Here is a 12,576-nt window from a genome sequence, read left to right as displayed (position 1 = left end):
TCCAGCCTCCAGCCTACAGCCTCGAGCGGCTTTTGCGTTACTGTGATTTGCGTACCCGCAAATACCACTCGGACAACAGCCGAACCTGCTTCTCCGTGTAGCCGCGCTCGACCATGCGAGTGACGAAGTCGTTGTGCTTCTGCTGATCCTCCTTGCTGGCCTTGGCGTTGAAGCTGATGACCGGCAGCAGGTCCTCGGTGTTGGAGAACATCTTCTTCTCGATCACCGCGCGCAGCTTCTCGTAGGACAGCCAGCTCGGGTTCTTGCCGTTGTTGTTGGCGCGGGCGCGGAGCACGAAGTTGACGATCTCGTTGCGGAAGTCCTTCGGGTTGCTGATGCCGGCGGGCTTCTCGATCTTTTCCAGCTCCTCGTTCAGAGCCGCGCGGTTGAGGATCTCGCCCGTTTCCGGGTCGCGATATTCCTGGTCCTGAATCCAGAAGTCCGCGTACAGCACGTAGCGGTCGAAGATGTTCTGCCCGTACTCGCTGTAGGACTCGAGGTAGGCGGTCTGGATCTCCTTGCCGATGAAGTCGACGTAGCGCGGCGCCAGGTATTCCTTGATGAAGCGCAGGTAGCGCTCGCGCACCTCGGCGGGGAACTGTTCCTGCTCGATCTGCTGCTCGAGCACGTAGAGCAGGTGCACCGGGTTGGCGGCGACTTCGTGCGGGTCGAAATTGAAGACCTTCGACAGGATCTTGAAGGCGAAGCGGGTCGAGAGGCCGTTCATGCCCTCGTCGACGCCGGCGGTGTCGCGGTACTCCTGGATCGACTTGGCCTTGGGATCGGTGTCCTTCAGGTTCTCGCCGTCGTAGACGCGCATCTTCGAGTAGATGTTGGAGTTCTCCGGCTCCTTCAGGCGGCTGAGCACCGAGAACTGCGCCAGCATCTTCAGGGTGTCCGGCGCGCAATGGGCCTGCGCCAGCGAGCTGTTGGTCAGCAGCTTGTCGTAGATCTTCACCTCGTCGGACACGCGCAGGCAGTAGGGCACCTTGACGATGTAGATCCGGTCGATGAAGGCCTCGTTGTTCTTGTTGTTACGGAAGGTGTGCCATTCCGACTCGTTCGAGTGCGCCAGGATGATCCCGCTGTACGGGATCGCGCCCAGCCCCTCGGTGCTGTTGTAGTTGCCTTCCTGGGTGGCGGTCAGCAGCGGGTGCAGCACCTTGATCGGCGCCTTGAACATCTCGACGAATTCCATCAGGCCCTGGTTGGCCCGGCACAGCGCACCGGAATAGCTGTAGGCGTCGGCGTCGTTCTGCGGAAATTCCTCGAGCTTGCGGATATCGACCTTGCCCACCAGCGCGGAGATGTCCTGGTTGTTCTCGTCGCCCGGCTCGGTCTTGGCCACCGCGATCTGGTTGAGGATCGAGGGGTAGAGCTTGACCACGCGGAACTGACTGATGTCGCCGCCGAATTCCTGCAGGCGCTTGGTCGCCCAGGGCGACATGATCGAACTGAGGTAGCGCCGCGGGATCCCGTAGTCCTCCTCGAGGATCTGCGCGTCTTCGGCCGGGTTGAACAGCCCCAGCGGCGACTCGAACACCGGCGAGCCCTTGATGGCGTAGAAGGGCACCCTTTCCATCAGTTGCTTGAGCTTCTCGGCCAGCGAGGACTTGCCGCCGCCCACCGGGCCCAGCAGGTAGAGGATCTGCTTCTTCTCCTCCAGGCCCTGAGCGGCGTGGCGGAAGTAGGAGACGATCTGCTCGATGCAGTCTTCCATGCCGTGGAAATCGGCGAAGGCGGGATAGCGACGAATGACCTTGTTGGCGAAGATCCGCGAAAGACGCGAATCGTGGCTGGTGTCGATCAGTTCCGGCTCGCCGATCGCCATCAGCATGCGCTCGGCGGCGGTGGCGTAGGTGGTCGGGTCCTGCTTGCACAGATCGAGGTATTCCTGGAGCGAATACTCCTCCTGGCGGGTGGCTTCGAATCGTTGCTGGAAGTGACTGAAAATGCTCATGATTTCACCTCGGTCGATGCTCAGGGCAGGTGCAAATCACCAGGCATTCTGGAGCGAGCCGGAGCGGCCGGCCTGTGGAGTCCCCCGAACACCTAATGGTCGAAACCTTAGGCCAGAAGCCGTAGCCGGCTTCCTTTCTCTTTGGATGGCCTTGTCTCAAGGATAGTTCGGTTTGGGGTGGCGAAAGCAAGAGGCGGTCACGCTGGCCAGACGGACGTAAGCGAAACGGGCCGGAAAGCCCCGCGAACAGCGGGGCGCAAGCGAAAAAATATTGTTTCAGAGAGGCTCGGAGGCTTCGACCTCGCCGGGGAACAGGCCGCGCCAGCCTTCGAAACCGCCGTCGAGGCTGTAGACGTCGGAAAAGCCCTGGTGGGCCAGGTAGGCGGCTGCACTCTGACTCGAATGGCCGTGGTAGCAGGTCACGATCAGCGGACTGTCGAAGTCGGCCGCGGCGATGAAATCGGGCAACGAATGGTTGTCCAGATGGGCCGAGCCGGCGATGTGTCCGAGTGCATAGCTTTGCGGGTCGCGGATGTCCACGACTGCCGCGCCTTCGGCGATCAGCGCACGGGCGCTGACCGGGTCGATGCGTTTGAACTCGCTCATGGCTTGATCCCCTTGCAGTCCTGGCGATGGTATTCGCCGGTGTCCAGATTCATCAGCGTCATGCAGTTGCCCCACACGCAGCCGGTATCCAGCGCGTGTACGCCGGGCTCGTCGCAGCGGCCTTCCAGCGCGGCCCAGTGGCCGAAGATGAGGGTGCGTCCGCGCATCTTGCGGTTCGGGTGGCTGAACCAGGGCGCGAAGCCGGCCGGCGCCGAATCGAGGCCTTCCTTGGACTCGAGGTCCAGGGTGCCGTCGGCGGTGCAGAAGCGCATGCGCGTGAAGTAGTTGGTGATTACCCGCAGGCGCTCGACGCCGCGCAGGGACTTGTCCCACCTGGCCGGCTGGTTGCCGTACATGCCGTCGAGATAGGGCAGCAGGCGGGCGTCGTCGGTCAGCGCGTCCTGCACTTCGGCGGCGCGCCGCAGCGCCTTGGCCAGCCCCCACTGAGGCGGAATGCCGGCGTGGACGAGGGTCGCGTCGCGCTCGGCATCGTGGTGGATCAGCGGCTGCTGGCGCAGCCAGTCGATCAGGTCCGCGCAGTCGGGGGCGGTCAGGATCGGGGTGAGGGTGTCGGAGCGGCGCAGGCGCTCGATGTTGTGTGCCACGGCCAGCAGGTGCAGGTCGTGGTTGCCGAGCACGCAGACCGCCGAGCTGCCGAGGTCGCGCACGTAGCGCAGGGCTTCGAGCGACTGCGGGCCGCGGTTGACCAGATCGCCGGCCAGCCAGAGGCAGTCGCGGGAGGGGCTGAAATCGACCTTGCGCAGCAGGCTCTCGAGCGGATCGAGGCATCCTTGCAGGTCGCCTACGGCGTAAAGGGTCATCGGCGGCTCGTACCTCGGGTCAGGAAATCAGTGCAGGGCACCGGGAACCGCCAGGCGGAAGGGCGCGATCGGCGCGTCGAAACGATGGCCGTCGGCGGCGATCATCTGGTAACTGCCCTGCATGCTGCCGACCTGGGTGGGCATCAGGGTGCCACTCGTATAGACATGTCGCTCGCCCGGCTCCATCCGCGGCTGCTCGCCCACCACGCCCTCGCCCTGTACCTCCTGCACCCGGCCGTCGCCGTCGGTGATGATCCAGTGCCGGCTGAGCAACTGGGCGGCGACGCGGCCGGTGTTCTCGATGGTTACCGTGTAGGCAAAGGCGTACCGGTTTTGTTCCGGTTGCGACTGGGCGTCGAGGTAGCGTGGCACCACGCTGACGTCGATGCGGTAGCGATCATCGGCCATGGGCTGAGGTCTCCGGCTGCAGGGTGGCGAGCTGGTCGGCGAGCCGCACGAAGGCGGGCAGGTCGAGCTGTTCCGGGCGCAGGCCGCCGTCCACGCCGGCGGCTTCGATGGCGCCGGCGTCGAGCAGGCCCTTGAGCGTGTTGCGCAGCGTCTTGCGGCGCTGGTTGAAGGCCTCGCGCACGACCCGTTCGAGCAGGCGCGGGTCGCGTGCCGGATGCGGCAACTCGGCGTGGGGCACTAGGCGGACGATCGCCGAGTCGACCTTCGGCGCAGGGTTGAAGGCGCCGGGACCGACGTTGAACAGGTGCTCCACACGGCAGTGGTACTGCACCATGATCGACAGCCGGCCCCAGTCGCCGCCGCCGGGCTCGGCGGCAAGGCGTTCGACGACCTCCTTCTGCAGCATGAAGTGCATGTCGCGGATCAGCGCGGCATGCTCGAGCAGATGGAAGATCAGCGGCGTAGAGATGTTGTAGGGCAGGTTGCCGACCACGCGCAGGCTCGCCGGCCGGTCAGCGAGCCTGCCGAAATCGAACTTCAGCGCATCGCCCTGGTGCAGCGCCCAGCGTTCACGGGTGGCGAAGCGGGCCTGGAGAATCGGGATCAGGTCGAGGTCGAGTTCGATGACGTCCAGCCGTGCGCCGCTGTCCAGCAGCCCTCCGGTCAGCGCGCCCTGCCCGGGGCCGATTTCCACCAGGTGCTCGTCCGGCTTCGGATGGATCGCCCGCAGGATTCGGTGGATCACGCCGGCATCGTGCAGGAAGTTCTGGCCGAAACGCTTGCGGGCGCGGTGTTGGTAATCGGACATCGAAGCTCCAAGGAGCAGCTTGAAGCTTGAAGCTTGAAGCTGAAAGCGAATAAGGAGCGCATTTTAGCAGGCGAGGGCCGCAAAAAGATGGATTCAGACTGCCTGAGGCCCCAGCCGAAAAGCAAAGCTTGACGAAGTTGCACCGATGTTCTTCACAGCGGCTTCCAGCTTACGGCCGAATGTCCCCCATCCGATAAGCCGTCTCCAGCGCGACCTGCAGACTGCCGGTATCGATCCGGCCGGTCCCGGCGAGGTCGAGCGCCGTGCCGTGATCCACCGAAGTGCGGATGATCGGCAGCCCCAGGGTGACGTTCACGGCGGCGCCGAAGCCCTTGTACTTGAGCACCGGCAGGCCCTGGTCGTGGTACATCGCCAGCACCGCGTCGCAGTGCGCCAGGTGCTTGGGGGTGAACAGGGTGTCGGCCGGCAGCGGGCCGACCAACTGGATGCCGTCGCCGCGCAGGCGCTCGAGCACCGGTTCGATCACTTCGATCTCCTCGCGTCCGAGGTAGCCGCCTTCGCCGGCGTGCGGGTTCAGCCCGCAGACCAGGATGCGCGGGTCGGCCAGCCCGAATTTTTCCACCAGGTCGGCATGCAGAATGCGCGTGACGCGCTCCAGCCGCTCGGCCGTAATGGCGGCGGCGACGTCCTTGAGCGGCAGGTGGGTGGTGACCAGGGCGACACGCAGCCCCTCGGTTGCCAGCATCATCACCACCTGGGGTGTGGCGGTCAGTTCGGCGAGAAACTCGGTATGACCGGAAAAGGCGATGCCGGCCTCGTTGATGATGCCCTTGTGCACCGGGGCAGTGATCATGCCGGCGAAGGTGCCGTCGAGGCAGCCCTGGCCGGCGCGGGTCAGCGTTTCCAGTACATAGGGGGCGTTGCGCGGGTCGAGTTGCCCCGCGCTCACCGGCGCGGCGAGCGGGGTGTCCCAGACATACAGGCTGTTGGCCGGCGCCGGCTCGCTTGGCCAACGGTGCGGGCCGACGTCGAGCAGCTCGATGGTCAGGCCCAGCTGTACGGCGCGCTGCGCCAGCAGCGAACGGCTGGCGATGGCCAGCAGCGTCCTTGGCTGGGCCTGGCGTGCCAGCAGCAGGCATAGATCCGGACCGATTCCGGCCGGTTCGCCAGGGGTAAGAACGAAGGGGCGGGAAGCGGTCATCGGCGTGCTCTCGGCATGGGGGCGGTTGCCTGCCCACCTGAAATGAAAACGGGGTGGCGACCCTTCGGTCATCACCCCGCATCCTGCTTGGCTTGCAGCTTGCAGCTTGCAGCTTGCAGCTTGCAGCTTAAAGCTTGATCTCGACGTAGGCTTCGTCGCGGATCTGGCGCAGCCAGGCCTGCAGCTCTTCGTCGTACTTGCGGTTGCGCAGTGCGGCGAGCGCCTGCTGTTCGCGGGCCTCTTCGCTGGCGTCGGTGGCGCGCCGGCCGAGCACCTCGAGGATGTGCCAGCCGTAGGGGCTGCGGAACGGCTCGGACAGCTCGCCGGCCGCGGTGTTGGCCATGACCTCACGGAACTCCGGCACCAGCGAATTCGGGTCGATCCAGTTCAGGTCGCCGCCATTGAGCGCCGAACCCGGGTCTTCCGAGAAGTTTCGCGCCAGCTGGGCGAAATCCTCGCCGGCCTGGATACGTTCGCGCAGGCGCGTGATCAGGCGGCGGCTTTCCTCATCGCTGCGGATCTCGCTCGGCTTGATGAGGATGTGGCGCACGTGCACCTCGTCGATCATCTGCTCGGTGCCGCCGCGCTTTTCCAGCAGCTTGACGAGGATGAAGCCCGGCGGGGTGCGAACCGGCTCGGTAACCTGGCCGACCGCCAGCTCGCGAACCAGGGCGTCGAACGGCGGCGGCAGCTGTGCCGCCTTGCGCCAGCCCATGTCGCCTCCTTCGAGCGCGTTCTCGCTGGCCGAGCGGGAGGCGGCCAGCTGGGCGAAGTCGACGCCCTGCTGCAGCTGCCGGTAGGTGTCGCTGGCCAGTTCCTCGGCAGCCTGCACGGTCTGCGAGTCGGCCGCGTCCGGCACCGGGATGAGGATATTGGCCAGGTGGTATTCCTCGGCCAGCTGCAGCTGACCGAGATCGGACGCGAGGAAGCTTTGCACCTCCTGGTTCGAGACCTGGATGCGCTCGGCGATGCGCCGCTGGCGCACCCGGCTGATGATCATCTCGCGGCGGATCTGCTCGCGCGCCTCGTCGAAGCTCATGCCGTCGCGCTCGAGCGCCGCGCGGAACTGCTCGGGGGTCATGCCGTTGCGCTGGGCGATGGTGACCAGCGCCTGGTTGAGCTCTTCGTCGGAGATGCGGATGCCGGAGCGCTCGCCGATCTGCAGCTGCAGGTTTTCCAGGATCAGGCGCTCCAGCACCTGCTGTTCGAGCACGCCCTGCGGCGGTGCATCCGCACCGCGTTTTTCGATGGTCTGGCGCACCTCGTCCAGCCGCTGCTGGAGCTGGCTCTGCATGATCACGTCGTTGTCGACGATGGCCACCACGCGGTCGAGCGGTTGTACCTGGGCCAGCGCGGGTGCCATGGCGCCGGCGGCGGCGAGCAGAAGGGCGCCCAGCGCCAGGGGGCGCAGGCGGTCAGAAAGCTTGGTCTTCACGTTCACGGTAACCTTGAATGCCTTGGTCGAGGAAGGACTCGGTCTTGTTGCCAACCACGCCGCCGAGCCCCTTGAGGACGATCTGCAGGAAGATGCCGCGGTCCGGCTCTTCGTTGAGCGAGGGGTTCAGGCTGCTCTCGTCGTAGTCGATCCAATAGCGGTTGATCAGGCGCAGCTTCCAGCAGCAGCTGTCGTACTCGAAGCCGCCGAAGGCTTCCAGCGTACGGTTGCGGGCGTAGTCGTACTGCCAGCGGCCGATGACGCTCCACTGCGGGACGATCGGCCAGATGGCCGAGAAGTCGTGCTGCTGGATCTTGTAGTAGTCCTTGATGTAGGTCGTGCTCGGGTCGTTGTCGGTCGCGTATTCCGGCCGGCCGAAGTCGCCGCCGTAGGTCCAGTTGCCGCTGGCCTGGTCGAAGCGAATGACGTCGTTGCGGTAGCGGTAGCCGAAGTTGACGATCTTGTTCGGGTTGTCGGCCGGCTGGTAATGGAACATGGCGCTGCCCGAGCGGGTGCGGCCCTCGTCCGGATCCCAGTTGAAGGTCGAGGTGAAGTGCCAGTCGCGGTTGTAGCGATACAGGTACTCCAGCGCGTAGGGGGAGACGTTCGAGGTGTTGTCGGGGCGATTGCCTTCCAGGCCCGGCAGCTGTACCTCGCGATCGTGGAAGTAATAAATCTGGCCGACGCTCAGGCGCTGCCGCTCGAAACCGTCCGGTTCGACGAAGCGGGTGGTCACGCCGAGCGAGACCTGGTTGGCGTCGCCGATGCGATCCGGGCCGCTGAAGCGGTTCTCGCGCCACAGCGACGAATAGCTGAAGCTGTATTCGCCGGTGTCGAACACCGGGATGTCGGTCTGGTCCTCTTCCGGGACGTAGAGATAGAACAGCCGCGGCTCCAGCGTCTGCCGGTATTGCCTGCCGAACCACTGGGTGTCACGGTCGAAGTACAGTCCGCTGTCGACGCTGACGATCGGCAGGCTGCGATCGGGGGCATCGTCGAAATCGTTGCCGAGCTGGCTGCGGCCTCGTGAGTCGAGATCCAGGTCGTACTGGGTGTAGGCGTACTTGATAGACGGCTTGAGGAAGCCCCAGGTCCAGTCCAGCGGCAGGCTGATGCCCGGCTGCAGGTGCAGGCGGGTGCCGTTGGCGCGGCGGAGGCCGGTGAGCCGGTCGTCGTACCAGCGTTCCGGTTGACCGTTCTCGTTGATGAAGTTGCCGTCGCGCAGGTCGCGATCGAAGCGCACCAGCTCGGTGGCGTAGTTGAACTGCAGATCGCCCAGCTCGAAAGGCGCGCGGCCATTGAGCGTCAGTTGCGGCAGACGGTCGTAGGGCGTTACGTCCAGCACGGTCGCCCGCTCGTACGCGTGCATGTTCAGCCGCGCGGTGTAGGTGTCGCCGCGATAGGTCAGGGTGCCACGCTGGTCGAGGTGGTCGGGCTGGTCGATCCCGAGGTCGGTGCTCAGGTCCTGGAAATAGTAGGGATCGCTGATGTCGGTGTAGTCCACCTCGGCCAGCAGGCGCGAATCGAGCCCGGTGCGGTGCTGCCAGCTGTACATCCAGCGGGTGCTCTCGTACTCGGACTGGCGCTTGCGTTCGTCGTCGCTGTCGTCGAGGTAGGCCGCGCCGATCTGGCCTTCGCTGCTGCGCGTCAGGTAGCGGAACTCGCCTTCCATCAGCAGGCCGCGATCGGTCATGTAGGTCGGATAGAGGGTCGCGTCGAAATTCGGCGCGAGGTTGAAATAATAGGGCGTCTGGATCGACAGGCCGTCATCGCTCGAGGACGAGATGCTCGGCGTAAGGAAGCCGGACTGCCGACGATCATCGATCGGGAAGAAGATGTAGGGCGTGTAGAACACCGGGACGTCCTTCACCCGCAGCGTCACGTTGGTTGCCGAACCGAAGCCGGTGGCGCGGTTCAGGGTGACGTTGTTGCCCTTGAGGTACCAGGCGTTGCTGTCCGGTTCGCAGCGGGTATAGGTGCCGTCCTTGAGCCGGATGATCGCCGTTTCCTCGCGTTTGACGTACTGCGCGCTGCCGCGCACCTGGCCCTCGTGGAGCACGTATTCGGCGTTGTCGATCTGCGCCTCGCCGTTGTCCAGCATCAGCTCGGCGCGGTCGCCCACCACCAGCGCACCGCGGTCGCGCAGGCGCACGTTGCCGATCAGCTCGCCGCGGTTTTCCTGCTGATGCAGGCTGGCCTCGTCGGCCTCCACCTGGATGCTGCCCTGGCGCAGGACCACGTTGCCGGCCAGGGTCGCGGTTTCGGTCTGCTGCTCGTAGCGCGAGGCCTTGGCCGACACGTAGGTCGGCGCCTCGTTCATCGGCGTGTCGTCGAACTGCCCGGGGCGCGCCGGCTCCACGTAGGTGCCCATGCAGTAGGGGCCGATCTCGGCGAGCTGCGCGGCGCTCAGCCGCTCGCGCGGTACCCAGTCCAGGTGGCTGAAGTCCGCACTTCTGGACGCCAGGACCTTGCCGCCGCTCTCGGTGACCAGGCGGGTCGCGGGCGGGGCTTCCTGTCGCTGTGCCGCCGTCGTGCCGGAGCCGGCGCCACCGGCCTCGTGCACCGGCCGCGGCGGGACCGCGGCTGCCGGTTGCGTGGGGCTGCAGGCCCATCCGCCCGAGGGGCCGGGCTGGCAGGCGAACTGCTCCGCCGCGATCGTCAGGGACGCTGCCATGGGTTGCAGTGCAAGAAGGCTGCCGGTGACCAGGAGGGGGAATTTTTTGCGAAACGCGGGGTGCTTGACTGCCATCTTGTTTGTTAGTCCGGGCTTCCTGCGAGCCGTCGGCCGGCTGGCCACAGGCCTCTCGATGGGCGGGAAAAGATGCTGGATAATAAAGCATGACCCCGCTATCGGCTAGCGCCGTGGAGACCCCGCATGCCCCATTCCGACCCGCGTCTGCAGGCCGCCCGCGCCTGGCTGGAACAGCAACTGCCCGCCTTGTTCAGGGCGCGCGGCTGGGGCGAGCCCGGGCAGGGCGAGCTGGTGCCGGCGAGCAGCGACGCCAGCTTCCGCCGTTATTTCCGCTGGGAAGGGGCGGGTCGTACGCTGATCCTGATGGACGCCCCGCCGCCGCGCGAGAACTGCCGTCCGTTCGTGCAGATCGCCGGGCTGCTGGCTCAGGCCGGGGTGCGCGTGCCGCAGGTGCTCGCGCAGGATCTCGAGCAGGGCTTCCTGCTGCTCGACGACCTGGGGCGCCAGACCTACCTCGAGGTGATCGACGGGGACAACGCCGATCGGCTGTTCGACGACGCGGTCACGGCATTGTTGGCACTGCAACGGCATGGCGGCGACGCAGCGCTGCCGGCCTATGACGAGGCGCTGCTGATGCGCGAGTTGCAGCTGTTTCCGGAGTGGTACGTCGAGCGTCACCTGGCCGTCGAACTGGATGCCGCCCGGCAGGCGACCTGGCGCGAGGTCTGCCGGCTGCTGGTGGCGTCGGCGCTGGCGCAGCCCAAGGTGCTGGTGCATCGCGACTTCATGCCACGCAACCTGATGCTCAGCGAGCCGAATCCCGGCGTGCTGGACTTCCAGGACGCGGTGATCGGCCCGGTGACCTATGACATCACCTCATTGTTCAAGGACGCCTTTCTCAGTTGGCCCGAAGAGCGCGTGCTCGGCTGGCTGGAGCGCTACTGGCAGCGCGCGCGCGCCGTCGGCGTGCCGGTCCAGGGCGAGTTCGAGGCGTTCCACCGGGCCAGCGACCTGATGGGTGTGCAGCGGCACCTGAAGGTCATTGGCATCTTCGCGCGGATCTGCCACCGCGACGGCAAGCCCCGCTACCTTGCCGACGTGCCGCGCTTCTTCGGTTACCTCGAAACCGTGCTCGCACGGCGGCCGGAGTTGGCGCCGTTGAGCGAGCTGCTCGCCGGACTGCCCCGGGAGCCGCGCGCATGAAGGCCATGCTGCTGGCAGCCGGCAAGGGCGAGCGCATGCGCCCGCTGACCCTGCACACGCCCAAGCCGCTGATCCCGGTCGGCGGCGTGCCGCTGATCGAGCACCATCTGCGCGCACTCGCCGAGGCCGGGGTTTCCGAGGTTGTGATCAATCACGCCTGGCTCGGCCAGCAGATCGAGGCGCATCTCGCGGACGGTTCCCGCTTCGGGCTGCATATCCGCTACTCCCCCGAGGGCGAGCCGCTGGAGACCGGCGGCGGCATCCAGCGGGCGCTGCCGTTGCTTGGCGACGAGCCGTTCCTGGTGGTCAACGGCGACATCTGGACCGACCTGGACCTGGGGGCGGTCGCCTGCCGACCGGGCGACCTGGCCCAGCTGGTACTGGTCGACAACCCTGCGCACCATCCCGAGGGGGATTTCGTGCTGCGTGACGGCCGCCTGCTCGACGAGCCCGGTGCAAGGCTGACCTACAGCGGCGTGGCCGTGCTGCACCCCGCATTGTTCGAGGGCTGTACGCCGGGGGCGTTCAAGCTGGCGCCGCTGCTGCGCCGTGCCATCGCCGCCGGCCGCGTGGGAGGCCAGCATTTCACCGGGCGCTGGGTCGACGTCGGTACCCCCGAGCGACTGGCCGAGGCCGAGCGGCTGATCGGGGCGCGCGACTAGATGTTCTGGCCCCTGACGCTACTCGGCGCGATCGCCGGCTGGCTGCTGGCGAGCATCCCCGGGTCCCTGCTCGGCGGCTTGCTCGGGCAGGTGCTCGACCGTCGCCTGGGCCTCGACTCCTGGGCGCGGCTGCGTGAGCGCCTGGGGCGCTCGTCGCTGCCCTCGGGCAATGCGCTGACCTTCTATCTGCTCGGACGCCTGGCCAAGAGTTCCGGGCGTGTGAGCGAGGCGCACATCCAGATGGCTCGCGCGGAAATGCGCCGGCTCGAACTGGAGCCGGCTGCCCAGCGCGAAGCGATCGAGGCCTTCTACCAGGGCAAGGCGGCCGACGGCGAGGGGCTGCGCGTCGCGCTGCGGCGCCTGCGCGGGCGGCCCGAGGCGGCCAAGTCGCTGCTGCAGGCCTGCTGGCGGATGGCGCGCGCCAACGGTCCGGTGGAACCGCGCACCCACGAGCTGGTGCTGCTGTGGGGGCGCTGGATGGGCTGGGACGCCAGCGCCGTGGCGGCGCTCGATCAGCAGACGCGGGCGCGAACGGAGGCCCCCGCGCCCCGTGGCGGCGGTGCCTACCACGAGGCGCTCGGCCTGCTCGGCGTGCGCCACGACAGCGATCCGGCGGTGATCAAGCGCGCCTATCGGCGGCTGCTGAGCCGCCATCATCCGGACAAGCTGGCCGGGGCCGGCGCATCGGCCGCCGAGGTGCGCGAGGCCACCGAGCGGACCCGGGAGCTGCAGAAGGCCTATAACCTGGTGCGCGAGCGCCGCGGCTTCCGCTAAGAAGCTGTTCACGATCTGCTGCGCGTCGGCGCTGCTGTGGGACTC

11 protein-coding genes are annotated in these 12,576 nt (G+C 66.7%); 3 read left to right on the top strand and 8 right to left on the bottom strand.

The genetic code is table 11. The annotated features are described in order from the left end of the window. Positions 1 to 37: 37 nt before the first annotated feature. From H610_RS0101930 to H610_RS0101895, 8 genes are all read right to left on the bottom strand, one after another. Positions 38 to 1,960, bottom strand: coding sequence for a PrkA family serine protein kinase (locus tag H610_RS0101930; RefSeq protein WP_028238108.1), 1,923 nt, complete (start codon positions 1,958 to 1,960; stop codon positions 38 to 40). Positions 1,961 to 2,236: 276 nt separating this feature from the next. Next, positions 2,237 to 2,566 (bottom strand): thiosulfate sulfurtransferase GlpE, encoded by a 330-nt coding sequence (gene glpE / locus H610_RS0101925; RefSeq protein ID WP_028238107.1) that lies wholly within the window; start codon positions 2,564 to 2,566, stop codon positions 2,237 to 2,239. Continuing rightward, on the bottom strand, positions 2,563 to 3,387 hold the full coding sequence (locus H610_RS0101920; RefSeq protein WP_028238106.1) for a symmetrical bis(5'-nucleosyl)-tetraphosphatase: 825 nt from the start codon (positions 3,385 to 3,387) through the stop codon (positions 2,563 to 2,565). Before H610_RS0101920 ends, glpE begins: the two co-directional genes overlap by 4 nt. 27 nt (positions 3,388 to 3,414) lie before the next feature. After that, positions 3,415 to 3,795: a Co2+/Mg2+ efflux protein ApaG gene (gene apaG / locus H610_RS0101915; RefSeq protein WP_028238105.1), complete on the bottom strand. Its 381-nt coding sequence runs from the start codon at positions 3,793 to 3,795 to the stop codon at positions 3,415 to 3,417. Beyond that, entirely contained in the window at positions 3,785 to 4,603 is an 819-nt protein-coding gene (rsmA, locus tag H610_RS0101910; RefSeq protein WP_028238104.1) for a 16S rRNA (adenine(1518)-N(6)/adenine(1519)-N(6))-dimethyltransferase RsmA, read from the bottom strand. The genes apaG and rsmA overlap by 11 nt, the downstream gene beginning before the upstream one ends. A gap of 169 nt (positions 4,604 to 4,772) precedes the next feature. Then, a complete protein-coding gene (gene pdxA / locus H610_RS0101905; protein WP_028238103.1) occupies positions 4,773 to 5,765 on the bottom strand; it encodes a 4-hydroxythreonine-4-phosphate dehydrogenase PdxA in 993 nt (330 codons plus the stop codon). Positions 5,766 to 5,892: 127 nt separating this feature from the next. Beyond that, positions 5,893 to 7,200: a peptidylprolyl isomerase gene (locus H610_RS0101900; protein ID WP_028238102.1), complete on the bottom strand. Its 1,308-nt coding sequence runs from the start codon at positions 7,198 to 7,200 to the stop codon at positions 5,893 to 5,895. Further along, the gene (locus tag H610_RS0101895) at positions 7,181 to 9,949 is read right to left on the bottom strand and encodes an LPS-assembly protein LptD (protein WP_028238101.1); all 2,769 of its coding nucleotides are present in this window, start codon (positions 9,947 to 9,949) and stop codon (positions 7,181 to 7,183) included. The genes H610_RS0101900 and H610_RS0101895 overlap by 20 nt, the downstream gene beginning before the upstream one ends. Positions 9,950 to 10,075: 126 nt before the next feature. Here H610_RS0101895 and H610_RS0101890 point away from each other — a divergent pair, with 126 nt between their 5' ends. From H610_RS0101890 to H610_RS0101880, 3 genes are read left to right on the top strand one after another with little or no spacing between them, the layout of a single operon-like run. Further along, positions 10,076 to 11,095: an aminoglycoside phosphotransferase family protein gene (locus tag H610_RS0101890; RefSeq protein WP_028238100.1), complete on the top strand. Its 1,020-nt coding sequence runs from the start codon at positions 10,076 to 10,078 to the stop codon at positions 11,093 to 11,095. Beyond that, positions 11,092 to 11,757, top strand: coding sequence for an N-acetylmuramate alpha-1-phosphate uridylyltransferase MurU (gene murU / locus H610_RS0101885; RefSeq protein ID WP_028238099.1), 666 nt, complete (start codon positions 11,092 to 11,094; stop codon positions 11,755 to 11,757). The genes H610_RS0101890 and murU overlap by 4 nt, the downstream gene beginning before the upstream one ends. Further along, on the top strand, positions 11,758 to 12,531 hold the full coding sequence (locus H610_RS0101880) for a DnaJ domain-containing protein (protein ID WP_028238098.1): 774 nt from the start codon (positions 11,758 to 11,760) through the stop codon (positions 12,529 to 12,531). Positions 12,532 to 12,576: the final 45 nt, after the last annotated feature.

It is taken from the genome of Stutzerimonas azotifigens DSM 17556 (genome assembly GCF_000425625.1).
In the GTDB taxonomy this organism is placed as follows: Bacteria; Pseudomonadota; Gammaproteobacteria; order Pseudomonadales; family Pseudomonadaceae; genus Stutzerimonas; species Stutzerimonas azotifigens.
The sequence above is the reverse complement of the archived record's forward strand: the minus strand, read 5'-3'. Positions and strand labels throughout refer to the sequence as shown.

What these genes read in the sequence shown, in the direction of transcription:
- H610_RS0101930 (WP_028238108.1), bottom strand. Translation starts at nt 1,960, where the DNA reads ATGAGCATTTTCAGTCACTTCCAGCAACGATTCGAAGCCACCCGCCAG.
- glpE (WP_028238107.1), bottom strand. Translation starts at nt 2,566, where the DNA reads ATGAGCGAGTTCAAACGCATCGACCCGGTCAGCGCCCGTGCGCTGATC.
- H610_RS0101920 (WP_028238106.1), bottom strand. Translation starts at nt 3,387, where the DNA reads ATGACCCTTTACGCCGTAGGCGACCTGCAAGGATGCCTCGATCCGCTC.
- apaG (WP_028238105.1), bottom strand. Translation starts at nt 3,795, where the DNA reads ATGGCCGATGATCGCTACCGCATCGACGTCAGCGTGGTGCCACGCTAC.
- rsmA (WP_028238104.1), bottom strand. Translation starts at nt 4,603, where the DNA reads ATGTCCGATTACCAACACCGCGCCCGCAAGCGTTTCGGCCAGAACTTC.
- pdxA (WP_028238103.1), bottom strand. Translation starts at nt 5,765, where the DNA reads ATGACCGCTTCCCGCCCCTTCGTTCTTACCCCTGGCGAACCGGCCGGA.
- H610_RS0101895 (WP_028238101.1), bottom strand. Translation starts at nt 9,949, where the DNA reads ATGGCAGTCAAGCACCCCGCGTTTCGCAAAAAATTCCCCCTCCTGGTC.
- H610_RS0101890 (WP_028238100.1), top strand. Translation starts at nt 10,076, where the DNA reads ATGCCCCATTCCGACCCGCGTCTGCAGGCCGCCCGCGCCTGGCTGGAA.
- murU (WP_028238099.1), top strand. Translation starts at nt 11,092, where the DNA reads ATGAAGGCCATGCTGCTGGCAGCCGGCAAGGGCGAGCGCATGCGCCCG.
- H610_RS0101880 (WP_028238098.1), top strand. Translation starts at nt 11,758, where the DNA reads ATGTTCTGGCCCCTGACGCTACTCGGCGCGATCGCCGGCTGGCTGCTG.